Raw genomic sequence first — 19,325 nt, forward strand, 5'->3', positions numbered from 1 at the left:
AATAGATTATATTAACACTCAAATAATTCATTGAGCTAGAGTACCATTCTTTTTGAGTTCTTTATTCTCTTCCTCCAACTTTTTAACATCTTTATTAAGCTGAATAACGTACAAGGTCAATTCTTCTATTTTTTCAAGAAGTTTAGCGTCCATTTCACCTAAATTGACTCCATTTTTCACGACCTCTTCTGCTGACGGAATATTTGGGAGGTGACCTTTCTCTTCGATATGCTTTTCAACTTCAGACAACGACAAAAGTTTATAGTTTTTATTGAAAACATAATCTGCCCAACCGTTGGCAGAGGCAATCTCTATTTTTACTTGCTCGGATTTTATTCCTTTTTTAACATACAAAAGAAAATTAGGATCATTATCCGGTTGAGCTGTGCCTATTGTTATCTTGCCACTAGAAAAAATGGTCATCTTGTTGCTTCCATTCGTAATAAAACTAAAAGGATGATTGGTATAAGTACCCGTAATTCCGCCTGCAGGAGCGCCATAATAACCATAATTATGGGCCCACAACCCCGCTATAACATTACTGCTGGAAGCTAGAATTTTAGAATGTATATCTCCACGAATTTGCAACACTTTATTCCAGCCTTCTGAATTTTCTATATTCGAAGTCCCTATTCCCACATTGCCATTAAAAACAGTCTTCTTGTCTAAAGGGTAAAAATCAGCAATAGTATCATCCCAAGCTTTACCTACAAACAGTCTATCTATTTTATCTTTAGGACCAACTGCTGAAAATCCGCCTAAGTTTACTGTTCCATCGGAACTCATAAAATTATATCCCCTGCTCCAATAAGTGTCATATCCTTTAATCCCAACCCCCCAAACTGGCAATTCAGGATTAATTAATATTCTTCCCTTAACATCTAATGGTGCTTTTGGATCAGCTGTACCTATTCCCACATTGCCATTATCCAATAATTGAATCCCTACCCCTGCAGATGTTTGAAGCTTTATTCCTCCATACCAGTTAATATCTAAGCCATCTGAATTAGCTACAGGATAATGACCTAAATAATAATGCACAGGATCTCCATTTCCGTATAACTTATTAAAAGGAATATCTTGTGAGAAAAGAGAGGTACAGAGAATCAGTCCAAAAATTGATAATGTTTTTTTCATAGTATAGATGTGTTTATTTTTAGAAATACGAATTATAGATAACAACTCCATTTATAACAGAATTCAACAATAACAACGTTGTTGGGTTTATCTTCTCTCTATATTCATTAAGTTCCTTACTCATCAAAAAGGCTACTATCTGAAAAGATTGATTATTTATGAAAACAGCCTATTCATTCAAAGATTCTTTGAACAATAAATTTACCCGTCAGTAGTTACTAAAAGTTGGTTAATTTGTAATGGAAATTGTTTCCTGTGAAAAAGGAAAAGTAAAATTTCTAGACAGAAATTAGTATATTTTTTTTCATGGTTGCGTGTGTTTGTGTTTTTTGTTTAAAGTCGATACAAATATATAAAACTTCTCCTTTCACAGAAAAATTATTTCAATAATTAATATTCAACACATAGCAAATGATGTAGAAATATTATTATGTTAATAAAACAAACTCAACAAAACAAAAACTGCCGCATTTTATGCGGCAGTTTTTTACAATATTCATAATTTTTGAAATATGAATTATCCATTCTGCTGGTTGCTTAAAAAAGCATCCCAACCCTGTGCGGTAAGCGGAACCAATTGATTGGATCCTCTTGCTACCATATGATTCCCTTCTTCAATTTCTACCGCATGACCGATAATGGTAAAATCAGGATGGTTTTTAATTTTATCAAAATCATTCGGAGAAATGGTGAACAGTAATTCATAATCTTCTCCTCCGCTTAATGCAGTCATTACTGGGTTAAGATTCATTTCATCCGCTGTTGAGATGGTAAGATTATCCATTGGGATCTTCTCTTCATACAGTCTGAATCCGGTTTTCGACTGGTCTGAAAGATGCAGGATCTCAGAGGCTAATCCATCAGAAATATCGATCATCGAAGTCGGTTTGACATCCAGCTCTTCTAAGATTCTTTTAACGTCCGTTCTCGCTTCAGGTTTAAGCTGTCTTTCCAGGATATAGTCATACCCTTCCATTTCCGGCTGCATATTGGGGTCAGCAAGGAAAACGGCGTGCTCCCTTTCAAGAATCTGGAGTCCCATATAGGCACCACCAAGATCTCCGGTTACAACCAGAAGGTCATTAGGCTTTGCGCCGCTTCTTTTTACAATATTCTCATCGCTTTCAATTCCAACAGCAGTAATACTCATGACAAGTCCTGCATTAGAACTTGTGGTATCACCCCCTATCAGATCCACCTTATACCTTGCACAAGCAGCCTGGATTCCAGAATAAATTTCTTCAAGAGCTTCCACCGGAAAACGGTTGGAAACGGCAAGAGAGACTAAAATCTGTGTTGGAACCGCATTCATTGCTGCAACATCACTAAGGTTGACCACCACAGCTTTGTATCCTAAATGTTTCAACGGAACATAGCCCAGGTTAAAGTGAACTCCTTCTGCAAGGACATCCGTTGTCAGTACAACTTTTTTATTTCCAGGATTGATCACCGCGGCATCATCACCTACTCCAAGTTCCGAAGACTCGTTGGACAGAGGAAAATGCTCTGTTAAATGTTTTATAAGACCAAACTCTCCTAATTTCGAGATCGGGGTCAGTTCCTGTGATTTATCTTCAAACATAATTTTTTTTTGTATTAAGGTCCGTGTACAATCTATTCATGACTTACCATCATGTCTACCGTATTCTCCTTTAGACTATTTAGTGAATTCTGCGGGATCAACATTATCCGGACGGAAAGGAAGTTTTTTGAAATCTTCTCTCGTCATCACGATGGTTTCAGGGCTTTTGTATTTGTTCATGGCTTCTACCACATCGTCCGGCGGCGTTGTCATTTTTCTCAGCATCATGTCGATCCACACTCCGGTAGCCTCCGCAGTAGCACAATGTACTCCGTCCGGCGTGTAGAATTTATGAACAAATCTGTAGATTGAGGAATCCTCCGAACATCCGTCTATCTCCAGACTTACAATAACGGTTTGGTCTGCGTAGATTTCTTTGAAGAACGAATATCTTTCATGCATGATGACCGGGCCTATTCCCCATCGGCTTAACTGAGTAACCCCCATTTTTTCTTTGGTCATAAAGGCCATTCTGGACTGGGCACAGTACTGTACATATGATGAGTTGGCTAAGTGCTTGTTTGCGTCAAGGTCACTCCAACGTACTTCAAATTTATGGTAAAAAATCATTTAAAAATCGTTTTTAGTATGATTAAATTATATTCTTCAAAATTACTCAAATAAGATGGTTTATAAAAATTGTACTTTTGAAAAAATAATCTTCCGCATAGGATTACAAATACATGAAACAGATCATCATTATCGGAGGCGGTGCTGCAGGCTTTTTCTGTGCATCGAATCTCGACGAAAAAAAATACAATATCACCATCTTAGAACAGAACTCAGATGTACTTCAGAAGGTAAAAATCTCAGGTGGAGGACGTTGCAATGTAACGCATGCCTGCTTTGACCCAAGAGAATTGGTTCAGTTTTATCCACGTGGCCATAAAGAATTACTAAGCGTTTTCACCAAATTTCAGCCCGGAGACACTATGGAATGGTTTGACCACCGCAATGTTCCTCTGAAAATTGAAAATGACAACAGAACTTTCCCAGAAAGCAATTCTTCACAGACGATTATCAATACATTCCTGAATGAAATCCAAAATAAGAACGTAGAGGTCAAAACAAAATGTTCTGTTAAAGCGATTGAAAAAAAGGATGAAAAATATCTTGTCATGACCAGTTTGGGAGATTTTGAAGCAGATTATATTATTTACACCACAGGAAGTTCTCCAAAATCATTGAAAATAGTTGAAAATCTGGGACATAAAATTATTGATCTGGTGCCTTCCCTTTTTACATTCAATATTAAAGATGAGTTGTTACAGGATATTCCAGGAACCAGCTTTGAAAACGCAGAGATTTCGATTCCATCTCTAAAAACAGAAGAAAGCGGACCTTTACTGATCACGCATTGGGGTCTTTCCGGACCTGCTGTGCTAAAAATTTCAGCGTGGGAGGCATTAAGTCTGTCCAAATTAAAATATAATTTTGAGATTGAGGTCAACTTTATTTCCAGGTCTATCGATGAAGCCGAAGAAAGCTTTCAGAATTTTAAGCAGTCTAATCCTAAGAAAACAATTGGACAGGCAAAAATCTTTGACATCACCAACAGGTTCTGGCAGAAAATAGTATCCGTTTCGAAAGTTGATCTGAATAAACAGATCTCCAATATTTCAGGAAAAGAAATGCAGATGATTCTCGAAAACCTGTGCAGAAAAAAACTGAAAGTTTCGGGAAAATCGACCTTCAAAGATGAGTTTGTGACTGCCGGAGGGGTTGATTTAAAGGAAATTAACTTCAAAAACATGTCATCAAAACTTCTTCCTAATTTTTATATTGCCGGGGAAGTTCTGAATATTGATGCGGTAACGGGCGGTTTTAATTTTCAGGCATGCTGGAGTGAAGCCTGGCTTATTGCACAGGATCTCAACGGATTGTAAAAAAGTATTATTTTTACTGAAAACTATAAACATGAAAAAAATCTTAATATTCGTTTTACTCCTAGGAGGGCAATTTGCTTTTTGTCAAGCGCAGGAAACTCAAGCACAACCTGTAGAAGATCATTTAACAGATCAGTATAATCCTGCAGACGATAAATTTGAACCATATCCTGGAGGGATGATGAAATTTCGAAAAGATCTCGCTGACAAAATAAATATAACCCGGATAAAGGATATAAATTTGAGAAAAGGGACACTCTTTTCGAAAGCAAAAATTATAGTTAAAGCCAATGGCAGAATAGAAAATATTCTAGTAACAGGAGATGATCCCGACTTCAATAAGGAAGTAGAAAGAGCAATCAAATCTCTAAAAACTAAATTGAAACCGGCAGAACGCAATGGAGTACCTGTGCGTTCATATTATTCGGTTCCTTTTACCTTAACAATGAATAATTAAAGTGCTATCAGTCAAAAAAAACATTTCTTCTTTCTTTAAAACCATCATCATCATAGGATTTGGATATTTCTTTTGGCTAATGCTTAAAATCACGCTAGAATATATTCCCCTCAATCCGAATGTGAGCTTTCTGATGATTAAACAGACAGAAGTCCAGGACAGACCGGAATATCTGTCTTTTTTTTACACGCACGTCTATACCAGTATTTTTGTCCTGTTTTTCGGATTTCTGGCGATTCTCAGGAAGGATTTCGGGATTAAAAACTTTCACAGAAATATTGGAAAAGTCTATATTTTTTTAATTCTGATTCTGGCTGCACCATCCGGGATCTACATGGGATTTTTTGCTAACGGAGGAAAGCTTTCCAAAATATCATTCGTTATTTTAGGCTCTCTCTGGTGGTTTTCTACCTATAAAGCCTATCAATCTGCAAGACAGAAAAGATTTAAAGAACACAAGCAGTGGATGTGGCGAAGCTTTGCCCTTACTTTATCTGCCCTTACCTTACGAATCTGGAAAGTAATTATTGTATATTTATTCCACCCCAATCCTATGGATGTCTATCAGATTATTGCATGGCTGGGCTGGATTCCCAATATCCTTTTAATTGAATACCTAATAACAAAAAAACTTATATGAAAATTCTAAATTACACCCTCGTTTCTTTACTGACAGTTTCTCTGCTCAGCTGTAAGAAAGACGGAAAAATGAACGAATCAGGAAAAGATTCTGTGATCGCAAAAAAAGACTCTGTGGTAGTTCCTGAGATTTATAAAGAATATTATGGAATTTATATGGGGGATTTTGCCGGTAAGGAAATGATTACCGCTGAAGACGGCGAGCAATATGAGGATTTTGTCAATAAGAGACTTTCTCTGAAGATCAATAGGATAACCAAAGACAGTGTCTACGGACAAAGTATTGTCAATGGGAACCAACGTCCTTTCAGAGGAATTTTTAACGAAAGTACGAAATCATTTGTTCTGGATGAACCGGGAAATGATAAGACAGATGGAAGATTTGAAATCAAATTAAGTGGTGACAGTATCACCGGAAAATGGAATGCTTTTAATAAAACAGCCGTCAAATCGCCTTTAAAAACCATTAAACTATCCAAAAAAGAATTCGTTTATAATCCGAATTTTATGCTGGATGAAAACTCAGACCTTGTGGACTGGTCTAATCCTAAAAGCTTTGTTGAAAAATATAAAGACGAAGAAACAGGTAAAACAGAAAGCTATACTACTTCGAAAAACAGAGCCGCATCTGATGCAATTTTTAAAATAAATGCCTCCAAGCAAAAACTGACAGAAAAAGAACTTAAAAATTTAAGAAAACTGGATCTGGAAATCATTAAAAATTCGGTTTTTGCCAGACATGGCTATTCTTTCAAAAAGGAAACCTACCGGTATTTCTTTGAGCAAACAGATTGGTATATTCCTGTTTCCAATAATGTAGACAAGGAACTTTCTCCGATGGAAAAAGAAAATGTAGCGTTACTTAACCGCTTCATCAAATATGCCGAAGATAAATATGACAGTTTCGGGAGGTAATAATTGAGCCTGAAAAAGTACATTTTACGCGCTCACTTCTTCTGTTTTTCAGGATTTAATTTTACTGCTAGAAACAGCAGAAGGCAACCGGCCGCATAGCACAGGATATCAATCCACGAAAAAGAATTTCCAATCACAATATACATCAGGCTTCCAGGACGGAAGCCTAATTTTTCTGCAACCGTAAAATATTGGGCAAATTCTACCAGGCAGGAAAAAATCAAAATTCCAAGGATAAGCTTTTCATCATTCGTCTTGACAAAACTTTTCGCAAAAGTATAAAGGAGCATAACGACGATAACATCTCCAAGATAAGCTCTTACAAAAAAGAGGTCAGCCAGTTTTGTGGCAATCAGGACTTCAATAAGAAAAATAAAGAGGGTAAGAAGAAGATATTTAAGGTTGAAGGTTAATTTCATCTTTATAGGTATATTTTAGCCGGAGCCTGTGTTTATTGAATTGATCGTACAAAATTACATTTTTAAGCCATAAAAAAATCGGTATCCAAAGAATACCGATCCTATTATTCTAAAGCCAATATATTACTTCTTTACTTTAATTGTACATCCAATAGCTACCGTTTTGTTCATTTTTACCGGCTCCCCTTTGATGAGTGCATTCACAGCATCCTGCACATAGTATTCGGAAACATCATTTGGATTGTCGTAGTTATTGTCGATGGCGCCAATATATTTCACGATATTCTTTCCGTTTTCTTTTTGCAGGACGAAAACATGAGGGGTTTTAGTAGCTCCGTATAGTGGATAAATTTTCTGCCCTTCATCTACCAGATAAGGAAATGTAAAACCTTTCTGTTTTGCTCTTTCAATCATTTGCTTATACCCATCTTCAGGTTGAACATTCGGATCATTGGGATTAACAGCAATAACCGGATAGCCCTGATCTTTGAACTTTTTATCAAGTTCTGCTATTCTGTCCTCATATTTTTTAGCATACGGACAGTGGTTGCAGGTAAAAACGACTATAAAGCCTTTTGCACTCTTAAAATCACTTAAAGAAACCATTTTTCCGTCAATGTTTTTTAGCTTAAAATCAGCAGCGGCGTCTCCTACTTCGTAGCCTTTTGCTGAAGCAGGATTTACTTTTTGAGAACCTTCCTTCTCATGCCCAACTGAGGTAAAGCTTAGCAATCCAAGCCCGGCAATGAATGCCGTCATTAAAACTTTCAGATTTTTCATATTTATTTTATTGTAAATTATGGATAATTGTTTTTTCAAGGTCTTCTTTACTCATTTCTCCGTCATTGAAATCTACTTTTTCACCGTTCTTATAAAAAATAGTTACAGGAATATTTCCATCCCAGTCTTTTTCAAATCTCGGAATCCATGTATTCATTCTTTTGACATCATCCAGCAGAATCACTTCAGCGGTCAGGTTTTTATTTTTGATAAACTTAATGACTCTTTCTTTATCCACCAGCCTATCCAGTGAAACCAGGATCATTTTAAATTTTGGGTTATCCCTGAACTTATGATTAATCTCCATAAAATGGGGCAGTTCTTTTACGCACGGTGCACAGGTAGTAGCCCAGAAATTCACCACCAGTAATTTCTCATTCTCCTTCTGAATGCGCTTTTCAAGGTCTTCATATTTCATGGTCGGAACTTCTGTCTGCTGGGCAGTAAAAGCTGTAACGCAAAGGAATACAGTCAATAAGATTAATAAATTCTTCATATTCAAAAATAGTCATTAATGATCATTTAAATCCGGGATGATCGCATCTGCTTTTTTGTTGGATAAAATGCGAGAGAAATAGTTAAATATCTTTTTGATAGACTCTCTGAAATCAAATGCTGTCATAGCTAAGAATGCGGTAAAGAAAGCATTGATTGATTTTCTGATGATAATTTTAACATTATTTTTTAATCACAACCCATTGAATTAAAAGAAATTAAATGTAAATTAGCATACAATCAAAACAAAATATTATGAAAAAATCAAATTTTCAGCCTAAAAAGCTGACTAAAAAAGAGCTTAAGAAAATTAGCGGAGGAGCTAGACCTATTTGCCCACTGGTGGTGAGCTGCTTTGATCCTGCAACAGGTGAAGAACAATACGGAGTGCATGGAATCCAGGATGGACCGTGCTGCTAAATAGTGATCACCATTAATCCAAAATGTATGAAAAATTCAAACATTCAAAGCAGAAAGCTCACCAAAAAAGAGCTAAGGGAGATCAACGGAGGTGCTTCATGTGCTGAAGGCCTGTGCAAACTCAGAGGAGTACCCAGCCATTTTATGATTATCGGACCGAGAGGCAAAGATGGGTACTGCTGTTAATTATTAACAACACGAAAAAGAAAAAATGATTGGATTACCCTCCAATCATTTTTTTTATTGAATTCAGCTTCATTAAAGCTTCAATAGGTGTTAAAGTATTGATATCTATTTTCGTGAGCTCCTCACGGATATTTTCCAAAACCGGATCATCCAGCTGGAAGAAAGAAAGTTGCATATTTTCTTCCGTTACTCTCTTAATACTTTCAGAAGTGCTGGTGGTCTGCGAACGGCTTGCTTCCAGGGTTTTCAGGATCTCATTGGCTCTGTTCACCACCTTAGCCGGCATTCCTGCCAGTTTAGCGACATGAATACCGAAACTGTGTTCGCTCCCTCCCGGAACCAGCTTTCTTAAGAAGATGATGTTCCCTTTGTTTTCCTGGATGGAAACGTGGAAATTTTTCACCCTTTCAAAATTCACGGTCATTTCATTCAGCTCGTGGTAATGCGTGGCAAACAGCGTTTTCGCCTGCGTAGGATGCTGGTGAAGGTATTCTGCGATGGCCCATGCAATGGAAACCCCATCGTAAGTAGATGTTCCACGACCGATTTCATCTAAAAGAATCAGACTGCGTTCCGAAATATTATTCAGAATATTGGCCGCTTCGTTCATTTCTACCATGAAAGTAGATTCACCCGCCGAAATATTATCGGTAGCCCCTACCCTTGTGAAAATTTTATCTAAAACCCCGATCTCAGCATACTTTGCAGGAACAAAACTTCCGATTTGAGCCAAAAGACACACAATCGCTGTCTGGCGCAGAATGGCCGATTTACCGGCCATGTTGGGTCCCGTAACCATAATGATCTGCTGTGAATCTTTATCTAAAAAGATGTCGTTTGGAATGTATTTTTCGCCTAAAGGAAGTGCATTTTCAATAATCGGGTGTCTGGCTTCTTTTAAATCGATAGCATATCCCTGATTAAGAACAGGTTTGGTATAGCTTTCAGAAACAGCCAGTTCCGATAGCCCTGCCGCTACATCAAGCTGTGCAATGATATGAGAATTTCCCTGAATCTGATCCATATAGACCATGGTTTCGGCACATACATTTCTGTACAGTTCATTTTCCAGAACCCCTATTTTTTCTTCGGCACCAAGGATCTGGCTTTCATATTCTTTGAGTTCTTCGGTGATATAGCGCTCTGCATTGACAAGAGTCTGTTTTCTTAACCATTCTGCAGGAACTTTATCTTTATGGGCATTCCTAACTTCTATATAATACCCGAAAACATTATTAAAATCGATTTTAAGGCTTGAAATTCCTGTTCTTTCTATTTCTCTCTGGCACATTTCATCCAGGAAACCACGGCCTTTATTCTGAAGGTTTCTCAACCTGTCCAATTCTTCAGATACATTTCCTTTGATGACATTTCCTTTTGAAATATTCACAGGAAGTTCTTCGTTCAGCTGGTTCTGTAAAAATTTGATCAGTTCCTCCATATCAAACAAAGGTTCCAGCCAGGCCAGGACATCGGCATGCGGATGAAGCAGGGCCTTTATCTGATGGATATTGATCAGACTCTGACGCAGATAGCCCAGTTCCTTCGGTGATATTTTTTCGGCAGCCAGTTTTCCCATCAATCGGTCAAGATCTGAAATAGATTTCAGGAGCTGGCAAATCTCATATTTCAGATGATCATTTTCATTCAGGAAATCGATCAGAGAGAGCCTTCTCATAATTTCATCCACAGATTTTAGCGGAAGAATAATCCTTCGTCTCAACAACCTCCCTCCCATCGGAGTAGATGTTTTATCTATAATATCCAGTAGCGACTTTCCCTGTGGGTTGCTTGGATATACAATTTCAAGATTTCTCAGGGTAAAATTATCCATCATCAGATAGTCTTCCTGCGGAATGATCTGAAGCTTTGTAATGTGAGCAAGGAGATTGTGATGGGTATCTTCTACCAGATAAGCGAAAATGGCTCCTGCTGCTGTAATAGCCAACGGAAGATTTTCTGTACCAAACCCTTTTAAAGAATTCGTTTTAAAATGGGAAGTCAGTTTTTCATAAGCAAAATTATACTGAAAGGCCCAGTCTTCCAGCTTAAAGGCACTTTTATTTTTAAGTTGTTCCGGCAATTGAACACTTCTCTGATAAACAATTTCGCTGGGATCAAAAGTATTAATGATGTGCAGGATCTTTTCTAAATTCCCTTCGCTTACTAAAAATTCCCCTGTGGAAACATCTACCATGGCAATTCCATACTTTTCCTTTTCTTTATGAAGCGAAAGCAGGAAATTATTCTTTTTCGAATTTAAAACCTGATCATTGAATGTTACTCCAGGTGTCACAAGCTCTGTAACCCCTCTTTTTACAATCCCTTTGACCATTTTAGGATCTTCCAGCTGGTCGCAGATGGCCACTCTCATTCCGGCTCTTACCAGTTTCGGCAAATAAGAATCTACCGAGTGGTGTGGAAATCCTGCAAGCTCTATATGCCCGTCTCCATTGGCTCTTTTAGTAAGAACAATCCCAAGGATCTGGGATGTTCTTACGGCATCCTGCCCAAAAGTTTCATAAAAGTCTCCAACTCTGAACAGCAGCAGTGCATCAGGGTATTTTGCCTTAATGGTATTGTACTGCGTCATTAGCGGAGTTTCCTTCTTCGTTTTTGCCATAATAAAAAATGAGCCCCAAATTTAAATAAAATAAATTCAGGGTTGGGATTTGTGATACAATTAATCTCGCTTTTGGGATCAAAAATCGTACTTATGTATTTCAGAACAAAATATTTATCGTATTTTTAAGTAAAATAATTGATATGATCTATCCGGTTTTAGAAACTGAAAGACTTCTTTTAAGACAACTGGCCCCCAATGACGCAGAAGATCTCTTCGAATACTTTTCTCTGGATGAAGTCATGGAATATTATGATCTGGAAACCTTTAAGAACCTGGATGATGCCCGAAATATCATTAATTATTTTAATACTGAATTTGAGAAAGGAAAAGGCTTCCGCTGGGCTCTGGAACTGAAATCTGAAAAGAAGGTGATAGGAACATGCGGTTATCACAATTGGTATCCTGACCATTTTCGGGCCGAGATTGGCTATGAGCTTAATCCTAAATTCTGGAGAAAATCTTACATGAAAGAAGCTATTCTCCCTATTCTGACATTCGGATTCGAAAGCATGAGACTTCACCGGGTGGACGCATTTACAAATCCCTCCAATCTATCGTCTGAGAAACTTCTCCAATCATTAAATTTTAAAGAGGAAGGAATACTCCGTGATTACTTTTTTGAAAAGGGAAAATTTGTAGATGCTAAAATTTTCGGACTTATTAATGAGTAGGATAGAAGATGGGGTCGGAAGATGGAAGTTCGGTATTGGAAACGGAAAACTTTGTGATTCAATTGAACTATCCATGTCAAGGTTTAAAACCTTGACATGGATCCCAACAGCAATTTGCAGCCTCGTTCTTCGTGCTTCCATCTTTTTATCTCCTTCCAGATTTACTCTTCTTTTCAAAAGCTTCCGTTCCTTTCTCATACGCCCACTTCTGTTTGTAATTCACCCACTTAGCCTTAAATATTTTACGAAGAAGCTTATCTGTATACCTCATGATAAAAACATGGTACATCATATTGGCAAATACACCGGGTTTATTGGGAAGTGCTCTGAGTGACATTGAAAAGCCAGGTTCCAGATAGCGGTTGAAATGCCAGAATGCACCCGGAATGAAGAGTGCATCCCCATGCTCCATAAAAATCTCGTACCCTTTTGCATATTGCAAGGCCGGAAACTTTTCATAATCAGGGTTTTCATAATCTATATCGTAAACAGTATGAACAGAAAGCGGTACCTTATATAAGAATGCAGACTGTTTCTGATCAAATAAAAGAATTCTCTTTTTTCCCTCGAAATGAATGTGAAGAAAATCTCCGAGATCAACATCGTAATGCATCAGTACGTGGGCATCACTTCCACCGAAAAAAAGTGTAGGAAGCCGCTTAAAGAATCTGATTCCCAGATCAGGATAGGTGAAGTTTTTCAGCAATTCAGGAAGTCTGTCCGTGATGATATAAAAAAAGATACGCAGATCCGAAGGTCCGCTTTTGATCCTGTCAATGTAATCCTTCATCTTCATGTTTGTCACCGGAGCGTCTGAACTTTTGGAAGCATCAGCCGGTTTATTGTCGTACAGAGGTACATTCTGGTCTCCTGCTTTTTCACGGATGTAGGCAAGATTCCATTGATCAAAGGCATCCCATCTGGCCGCAAAATTTTTGATCAACAGCGGCTTGTGCTTTTTGAAATAATTCTTCTGAAAATCATCTTTACTGATATCTTGAACTACATCTACGTTGTCGAGGATCATCTTATTTTGTTATTTAATGCAAAATAAAAATAGTATTTTTTTCAAATCTGTGAAAATTAAAAAATGGTATCGGGCACTTTGGAAGCCTGATTTAAATCACAAAAGTGACAAAAGTTTTTAAACACTTTAGTTATTTTAAGTAAAATGTATTGAGGATAAAAGTGCACTTAAGCTTGAAAAATCACAGATTTTTCTAATTGAACCATTAAGGAGAATTAAATTTTTAAGATCATTAAGAGAGCTTCGCTTTAAAGACTACAACTTAAAAAATCTTTAGATTTTCTCTTAACTTTTCTTACCACCTTCAATGCTCTTAATGTTTCAAAAAATGATTCGCAATCCAGAAATTTATGGCAAAAAGAAAACAAATCACAAAAGAAGCAATCGATTTTTAAGAAACTTGATGGTTTAGTCTCTTTCATCTTGCATAAGCCAATTCACCCTTTGCCTTTTTAAACTTATTTTAAGCTTCCCGATAAAGCAGAGCTCAAATGAAAAAATTATATTTGTAAGACTAAGCGAATTTATGAGAGCCTACAATACCAAACATTTCCTGAAAATCCTTTTCAGCTTACATAAAAGTGATACTTTGAAAATCCTTTTTCCAAGCATGATTCTTGTGGGGTTATATTCCTGGGGTATTCAATATTTGGAAGTAGAATATCTTCACCTCACGTCAAAATCAGGAGTAAGCAATGTAGGAATGATTCATTCTTTATTGGGTTTTGTACTTTCTTTATTATTGGTTTTCAGAACCAATACGGCGTACGACCGTTGGTGGGAAGGCAGAAAACTCTGGGGTAAACTGGTGAATGACACCCGGAATTTTGCGGTAAAAATCAATGCTATTTTAGGGGACGACCGCCAGAATGCAGAACAGATCTCAAGATATTTAAAATATTTCCCCCATTTCCTGGCCAAACATTTGTCTAAGGAATCTACAAGACTGGCTCTGGATGAAGATTATTCTGAAATTGAAAAGTCTCTTAAACATCATGGGCCAAGTGAAATTGTTATTCTTTTGACCCATAAACTCACGCAGCTGAAAAAAGAAGGAAAGATTTCAGATATCGAAATGTTGTACCTGGACGCTCAACTTTCAGGATTTCTCGATGTTTGTGGGGGTTGCGAGAGAATTAAAAATACCCCGATTCCCTATTCTTACTCTTCGTTTATCAAGAAATTTATTATTCTTTACGTTTTTGCTTTGCCGATTGCCTATGTCATCAACATCGGACTCTTCATGATTCCCTTAACAGTTTTTGTTTATTATGTATTGATGAGTCTGGAAATGATCGCAGAAGAAATTGAAGATCCATTTAATAATGATGAAAATGATATTCCAATGGAAGTACTGGCGCAGAATATCGAGAAAAATGTTCATCAGATTATGGGACTAAAAAAATAAAAAAATCAACCTTAAAGGCTGATTTCTTTGAGTTCTCCCTCTTGTTTTATTTCAACAAATTTACTCTCACGGTTTGCGGCAGAATATCCGTAGAAAAAAGTCTGGTAGATCGGTGAGGAATAAAGATATCCACCATAGGCATTGTAGGCATCGGATCTTCCGGTTTGCTGCTGATAACTTCCTGTTGCTGTAAAGTTTATAATGGTTTCGATATAATATTTCCCGGGTTTTAATTTTTCAAATTTAAATCTTCCGTAATCATCCGTCAGAGCTTCAAGTCTGTATTTAAAAGCATCTTCAGACATATATACCGTAGTTTTTTTATTCTCATATTTTCTTCTCATGCTGTAAAACTCATCGAAATAAGGAGTTACAGGAAAAAGCATAACAACAGTCCCTTTAGGAGCATAATGTTTTTCACCAAGTAAAGGCTTGATCCCGAATTTCCCTTTCTGTTTGGTGGATGCCACTCCTTCAATGGTAGAATTTCCGAAACTCAGCATCTCACGGGCCATCTTTTTATCGAAAAAAACTTGAGGGTAATAGGTGTTTTGGGCTTGTGTCAATATAAAAGTGAGTACCAACAGCAGTAAAGTGGATATTTTTTTCATATTCTATTTTTATTTCAAATATAAGTATTTTGCTATTTTTGAAATAAAAATATCTATGAAATACATTTTTCTGCTATTCATCGCTGCATCGTCGTGGGCAATAGCACAAAAACCGTGTGGGTTTAAAGACGGACTTCAGGAGGGATCATGTAAGGCCTTCTATGATAACGGACAGGTAAAACAGGTTCTGGAATGGAGAAAAGGAAAGGTGGATGGAGACGCTACTTATTATCATGAGAATGGAAAACTTCAGGCTAAGGGCGAATATAGAAAAGATTTTAAAGTAAAAGAATGGGTTTATTATAACAAAAACGGTGTTCTTACGTCTAGAGAAGTGTTCAGAAATGGTGATAAAAATATTTATGACAACAGCTTTACCGCAACTTTTTATACTCCTTCCGGCATCGTGTCGGAAATTTCTAATTATAAATTCGCTAAATTACATGGTGAAAGCAAAGTCTTTTATGAAAACGGGAAGTCGGTAAAGCAGATCGGGCAATATGAAAACGGGCTGGCTGTAGGAAAATGGAAAGCACTTTATCCATCTGGAAAGGTACAGCGTGAAACGGAATTCGCTAACGATAAATGGAACGGAACCAGGGTTCATTATCGTGAAGACGGAAGCGTGGAAAAGATAGAAATATATAAAGACGGAAAATTAATCTCAACAAAATAAAACAATTGGTACAGAAATTAAAACTGGAAGAACTTAACAGAATCGATGTAGAAACATTCAAGAAAGTTGAGAAAATTCCATTGGTCATCATTTTAGATAATCTCAGAAGCATGCATAATGTAGGGGCATCTTTCAGGACAGCTGACGCTTTTCTGATTGAAAAGATCATTCTTTGCGGTATTACTCCTCAACCCCCGCACCGTGAAATCCATAAGGCGGCGCTTGGAGCTACAGAAAGTGTGGACTGGAGCCACGAAAGTGATATCAATACGGCCATCAGCGATTATAAAAACCGTGGATACGAGATTATAGGAATCGAGCAGACGACAAACAGCATGATGATCACTGATTTCAGCATCGACCGCTCAAAAAAATATGCTTTAATTTTAGGCAATGAAGTGGAAGGAATAAGTGATGAGGCTCTTCCCCATATTGACACATTTTTAGAAATTCCGCAGTTGGGAACAAAGCACTCTCTGAATGTAAGTGTATGCGGTGGAATCGTGATGTGGGAATTTGCAAAAGCCCTAAAATAAAAAAACTGCATATGTCCTTAAAAGACAGTGCAGTTTGAAATAAATCTAATAAAAAGTAAAAATGAAAGGCGACAAAGGTACTTTTTTTTTCTTTACAAACAAATTTTAACATCATTTTTTTTAATTTTCACGAAAAAAAGTGATGTTTTGGGAAAATGTTTCATTTAATTTTTTATAAATTAGCACAATGTTTATCAAGGATTATATCTCAAAAGACTTTCCGTGTTTTAGCCTTACCGACTCAATAGAATCGGCAAGAAATACATTGGAAGATTTTGGATATTCCCATATTTTCATTAAAAAATCCCATCACTTCTACGGTGCTATCGCAGAAGATTTTCTTTATGAAGGCGATGGGATCTTGAAGGATCTTGAACATCAGATCGAACGTTTTGCTATTCTGGAAGACAATAATATTATGGACAGTATCCGTCTGTTTTATACTTTCAGTTCAAATGTAGTCCCCGTGATCAACAAAAATGAAAAATATCTCGGGTATATTACCTGCGAGGATATTTTTCAGAATTTTTCGCGTTATCCACTGTTTTCAGAGACCGGAGCTATCCTTACGGTAGAAATACCGGCGAGAAGATATTCGATGACAGAGATCGCCAATATCGTGGAAAGCAATAATTCGAAATTTTACGGTGGATTTATTACGTCCATGTCTGATGAAATGATCCAGATAACCATCAAGATCAGCAATGAAAATCTATCCTCTATAGATGCTACTTTTGACCGGTATGATTACAGAATTGTTCAAAAATACTATTCTGATGAAAAATCAGATCTGTTTAATGACCGGTTCGGATTTTTCCAAAAATTCATAGAAATATAACATGAAGGCAGCCATATATTCTCAGAAAAAAGACCTCGATACTTTTTTATATTTAAGCAAGTTTATTTCAGAACTTGAAACCAGAGGCGTAAAATCTGTTCTGTATGATGAAATGGCTGAAGCACTTCAGTTCTCCAAAATATTTGAAACATTCAACAGCAAGCAGGACCTTCTAGATAAAGAGGTAGACCTGTTCTTTACTTTTGGAGGAGACGGAACCATTGTGAATTCCCTGACCTTTATTGAAGACCTGGAAATCCCTATTGTAGGAGTAAATACAGGAAGATTAGGGTTTCTGGCCAGCTTTACGAAAGAAGAAGCATTCAAAGAACTTGACTCAATTTTAAAAGGTGATGTGAAAACAAGCCGCCGGGCAGTGATTGAAGTGGTTTCTCCAAAATCCGGCGATTTTTTCCCGTATGCACTAAATGATGTTACGGTATCCAGAAAAGAAACAACCTCCATGATCACGGTAGATTCATATATCAATGATGAATTTTTAAATGTTTTCTGGGGTGACGGGGTTATTGTTTCCACCCCTACAGGATCTACAGCATATTCACTAAGCTGTGGTGGACCTATCATTTCTCCAAACAACGAAAATTTTGTCATTACGCCTATCGCTCCTCACAATCTGAATGTGAGACCTTTAGTCGTGAATGACCGGGTGGAAATCAAGTTTAAGGTAGAAAGCAGAGTCCCTCAGTATTCTCTTTCACTGGACTCCAGATTGGTGCATATAGAAACCGACAAAGAAATTATCATCAAAAAGGCAAATTTCCAGATCCTTCTGGTACAGCCCAACCATTTGAGTTTCTACGAAACGATCCGTCAGAAGCTGCTTTGGGGAAGGGATAAAAGAAATTAGTAATTCCTCAAAAATGATTACCTTTACAGGAATTTTAAAAACGCCTAATAATTTAAAATAAAAAGTAAAACATGAGTAGAATTTTTCCGGCAGGAGTTGCCACAGGTCAATTAGTTACCGATATTTTTCAGTATGCTAAAGAAAACAAATTTGCACTGCCTGCAGTCAATGTAATTGGTTCAAGCAATGTCAATGCTGTTATGGAAACTGCAGCAAAATTAAACTCTCCTGTCATTATCCAGTTTTCAAACGGTGGAGCAGCTTTCAACGCAGGAAAAGGTTTAAGCAATGACGGGCAGAAAGCGGCTATTTTAGGATCTATCGCCGGAGCAAAACATATTCATACTCTTGCAGAAGCTTACGGAGCAACTGTTATTTTACATACAGACCACTGTGCCAAGAAGTTATTACCTTGGATCGACGGATTATTAGATGCCAGCGAAGAGCATTATAAGCAAACGGGAAAATCTCTTTATTCTTCTCACATGCTGGATCTTTCTGAAGAGTCTTTGGAAGAAAATCTGGAAATTTCAGCTCAGTATTTCGAAAGAATGGCTAAAATGCAGATGACTCTTGAGGTGGAGATCGGTGTTACAGGAGGTGAAGAAGATGGAGTAGACAATTCTGATGTAGACAACTCTAAATTATATACTCAGCCGGAAGATATCGCCTATACTTACGAAAAATTAAAAGCTATTTCTGACAACTTTACCATTGCTGCGGCTTTCGGTAATGTACACGGAGTTTATAAGCCAGGAAATGTGGTTCTTACCCCAAAAATCCTTGACAATTCTCAGAAATTTGTTCAGGAGAAATTCGGAACAACTGAAAAGCCAATCAATTTCGTATTCCACGGAGGTTCTGGTTCTACTTTAGAGGAGATCAGAGAAGCGATCGACTACGGAGTGATCAAAATGAATATTGATACTGACCTTCAGTTTGCTTACACAGAAGGAATCAGAGATTATATGGTGAACAATATCGATTATTTAAGAGCGCAAATCGGAAACCCTGAGGGAGAAGAAAAACCTAATAAGAAATTCTACGATCCAAGAGCTTGGGTAAGAAAAGGTGAAGAAACTTTCTCTGCAAGACTGGTTAAAGCGTTTGAAGACTTAAATAACGTAAATACTTTAAAATAATTTTTT

At 37.1% G+C, this 19,325-nt stretch carries 22 protein-coding genes; 13 read left to right on the forward strand and 9 right to left on the reverse strand.

Features of this window, described 5'->3' with window-relative positions; translation table 11 throughout:
* Window positions 1–27 precede the first annotated feature (27 nt).
* The 3 genes from BUC06_RS00430 to BUC06_RS00440 all read right to left on the reverse strand — a co-directional run bounded on the left by BUC06_RS00430 (window position 28) and on the right by BUC06_RS00440 (window position 3,289).
* Window positions 28–1,137 carry a hypothetical protein gene (locus BUC06_RS00430; protein WP_073328293.1) on the reverse strand — a complete coding sequence of 370 codons (1,110 nt, stop codon included), beginning with the start codon at window positions 1,135–1,137 and terminating at the stop codon, window positions 28–30.
* A 517-nt stretch (window positions 1,138–1,654) separates the two neighbouring features.
* Window positions 1,655–2,719, reverse strand: coding sequence for a thiamine-phosphate kinase (gene thiL / locus BUC06_RS00435; protein ID WP_073328295.1), 1,065 nt, complete (start codon window positions 2,717–2,719; stop codon window positions 1,655–1,657).
* Window positions 2,720–2,794: 75 nt separating this feature from the next.
* Window positions 2,795–3,289: an acyl-CoA thioesterase gene (locus BUC06_RS00440; protein ID WP_034724345.1), complete on the reverse strand. Its 495-nt coding sequence runs from the start codon at window positions 3,287–3,289 to the stop codon at window positions 2,795–2,797.
* Between the two features lie 113 nt (window positions 3,290–3,402).
* On the opposite strand from BUC06_RS00440, the gene BUC06_RS00445 reads away from it, so the two are divergent.
* The 4 genes from BUC06_RS00445 (at window position 3,403) to BUC06_RS00460 (ending at window position 6,616) form a co-directional block, all read left to right on the forward strand.
* The gene (locus BUC06_RS00445) at window positions 3,403–4,605 is read left to right on the forward strand and encodes a BaiN/RdsA family NAD(P)/FAD-dependent oxidoreductase (RefSeq protein ID WP_073328297.1); all 1,203 of its coding nucleotides are present in this window, start codon (window positions 3,403–3,405) and stop codon (window positions 4,603–4,605) included.
* Window positions 4,606–4,636: 31 nt separating this feature from the next.
* Window positions 4,637–5,062, forward strand: coding sequence for an energy transducer TonB (locus tag BUC06_RS00450; protein ID WP_073328299.1), 426 nt, complete (start codon window positions 4,637–4,639; stop codon window positions 5,060–5,062).
* A gap of 79 nt (window positions 5,063–5,141) precedes the next feature.
* Window positions 5,142–5,702 carry a DUF2306 domain-containing protein gene (locus BUC06_RS00455; RefSeq protein WP_083563892.1) on the forward strand — a complete coding sequence of 187 codons (561 nt, stop codon included), beginning with the start codon at window positions 5,142–5,144 and terminating at the stop codon, window positions 5,700–5,702.
* Window positions 5,699–6,616 carry a YARHG domain-containing protein gene (locus BUC06_RS00460; protein ID WP_073328303.1) on the forward strand — a complete coding sequence of 306 codons (918 nt, stop codon included), beginning with the start codon at window positions 5,699–5,701 and terminating at the stop codon, window positions 6,614–6,616. The genes BUC06_RS00455 and BUC06_RS00460 overlap by 4 nt, the downstream gene beginning before the upstream one ends.
* Before the next feature lie 32 nt (window positions 6,617–6,648).
* On the opposite strand, the gene BUC06_RS00465 is transcribed toward BUC06_RS00460, so the two are convergent.
* The 3 genes from BUC06_RS00465 to BUC06_RS00475 form a co-directional block, all read right to left on the reverse strand.
* Window positions 6,649–7,035 carry a ribosomal maturation YjgA family protein gene (locus BUC06_RS00465; RefSeq protein ID WP_083563869.1) on the reverse strand — a complete coding sequence of 129 codons (387 nt, stop codon included), beginning with the start codon at window positions 7,033–7,035 and terminating at the stop codon, window positions 6,649–6,651.
* A gap of 123 nt (window positions 7,036–7,158) precedes the next feature.
* The gene (locus BUC06_RS00470; RefSeq protein ID WP_073328308.1) at window positions 7,159–7,815 is read right to left on the reverse strand and encodes a thioredoxin family protein; all 657 of its coding nucleotides are present in this window, start codon (window positions 7,813–7,815) and stop codon (window positions 7,159–7,161) included.
* Between the two features lie 7 nt (window positions 7,816–7,822).
* Window positions 7,823–8,311 carry a TlpA family protein disulfide reductase gene (locus tag BUC06_RS00475; protein ID WP_073328311.1) on the reverse strand — a complete coding sequence of 163 codons (489 nt, stop codon included), beginning with the start codon at window positions 8,309–8,311 and terminating at the stop codon, window positions 7,823–7,825.
* A gap of 254 nt (window positions 8,312–8,565) precedes the next feature.
* On the opposite strand from BUC06_RS00475, the gene BUC06_RS23470 reads away from it, so the two are divergent.
* Both BUC06_RS23470 and BUC06_RS23700 read left to right on the forward strand, forming a co-directional pair.
* Window positions 8,566–8,730 (forward strand): bacteriocin, encoded by a 165-nt coding sequence (locus tag BUC06_RS23470; RefSeq protein WP_139263240.1) that lies wholly within the window; start codon window positions 8,566–8,568, stop codon window positions 8,728–8,730.
* A 27-nt stretch (window positions 8,731–8,757) separates the two neighbouring features.
* Window positions 8,758–8,916: a hypothetical protein gene (locus BUC06_RS23700; protein ID WP_167367391.1), complete on the forward strand. Its 159-nt coding sequence runs from the start codon at window positions 8,758–8,760 to the stop codon at window positions 8,914–8,916.
* A 34-nt stretch (window positions 8,917–8,950) separates the two neighbouring features.
* Here BUC06_RS23700 and mutS read toward each other — a convergent pair whose 3' ends face one another.
* Window positions 8,951–11,539, reverse strand: a complete 2,589-nt coding sequence (mutS, locus tag BUC06_RS00480) for a DNA mismatch repair protein MutS (RefSeq protein ID WP_073328313.1) — start codon at window positions 11,537–11,539, stop codon at window positions 8,951–8,953.
* A gap of 143 nt (window positions 11,540–11,682) precedes the next feature.
* On the opposite strand from mutS, the gene BUC06_RS00485 reads away from it, so the two are divergent.
* The gene (locus BUC06_RS00485; protein WP_073328316.1) at window positions 11,683–12,213 is read left to right on the forward strand and encodes a GNAT family N-acetyltransferase; all 531 of its coding nucleotides are present in this window, start codon (window positions 11,683–11,685) and stop codon (window positions 12,211–12,213) included.
* 145 nt (window positions 12,214–12,358) lie between these two features.
* Here the strand turns inward: BUC06_RS00485 and BUC06_RS00490 are convergent, their stop codons facing one another.
* The gene (locus tag BUC06_RS00490) at window positions 12,359–13,240 is read right to left on the reverse strand and encodes a cupin-like domain-containing protein (RefSeq protein WP_073328318.1); all 882 of its coding nucleotides are present in this window, start codon (window positions 13,238–13,240) and stop codon (window positions 12,359–12,361) included.
* Between the two features lie 526 nt (window positions 13,241–13,766).
* On the opposite strand from BUC06_RS00490, the gene BUC06_RS00495 reads away from it, so the two are divergent.
* Complete coding sequence (locus tag BUC06_RS00495) at window positions 13,767–14,648, forward strand: bestrophin family protein (RefSeq protein WP_073328321.1); 882 nt, start codon at window positions 13,767–13,769, stop codon at window positions 14,646–14,648.
* 11 nt (window positions 14,649–14,659) lie between these two features.
* Here BUC06_RS00495 and BUC06_RS00500 read toward each other — a convergent pair whose 3' ends face one another.
* Entirely contained in the window at window positions 14,660–15,259 is a 600-nt protein-coding gene (locus tag BUC06_RS00500) for a hypothetical protein (protein ID WP_073328323.1), read from the reverse strand.
* A gap of 55 nt (window positions 15,260–15,314) precedes the next feature.
* Here BUC06_RS00500 and BUC06_RS00505 point away from each other — a divergent pair, with 55 nt between their 5' ends.
* The 5 genes from BUC06_RS00505 to fbaA all read left to right on the forward strand — a co-directional run bounded on the left by BUC06_RS00505 (window position 15,315) and on the right by fbaA (window position 19,319).
* The gene (locus BUC06_RS00505; RefSeq protein ID WP_073328326.1) at window positions 15,315–15,935 is read left to right on the forward strand and encodes a toxin-antitoxin system YwqK family antitoxin; all 621 of its coding nucleotides are present in this window, start codon (window positions 15,315–15,317) and stop codon (window positions 15,933–15,935) included.
* A gap of 5 nt (window positions 15,936–15,940) precedes the next feature.
* Entirely contained in the window at window positions 15,941–16,471 is a 531-nt protein-coding gene (locus BUC06_RS00510) for an RNA methyltransferase (RefSeq protein ID WP_073328328.1), read from the forward strand.
* Window positions 16,472–16,658: 187 nt separating this feature from the next.
* Window positions 16,659–17,309, forward strand: coding sequence for a CBS domain-containing protein (locus BUC06_RS00515; RefSeq protein WP_073328331.1), 651 nt, complete (start codon window positions 16,659–16,661; stop codon window positions 17,307–17,309).
* A gap of 1 nt (window position 17,310) precedes the next feature.
* Window positions 17,311–18,177: an NAD kinase gene (locus tag BUC06_RS00520; protein WP_073328334.1), complete on the forward strand. Its 867-nt coding sequence runs from the start codon at window positions 17,311–17,313 to the stop codon at window positions 18,175–18,177.
* A 71-nt stretch (window positions 18,178–18,248) separates the two neighbouring features.
* On the forward strand, window positions 18,249–19,319 hold the full coding sequence (gene fbaA / locus BUC06_RS00525; RefSeq protein WP_073328338.1) for a class II fructose-bisphosphate aldolase: 1,071 nt from the start codon (window positions 18,249–18,251) through the stop codon (window positions 19,317–19,319).
* The last annotated feature ends 6 nt before the right edge of the window (window positions 19,320–19,325 follow it).

The organism is Chryseobacterium carnipullorum (assembly GCF_900142785.1).
In the GTDB taxonomy this organism is placed as follows: Bacteria; Bacteroidota; Bacteroidia; order Flavobacteriales; family Weeksellaceae; genus Chryseobacterium; species Chryseobacterium carnipullorum.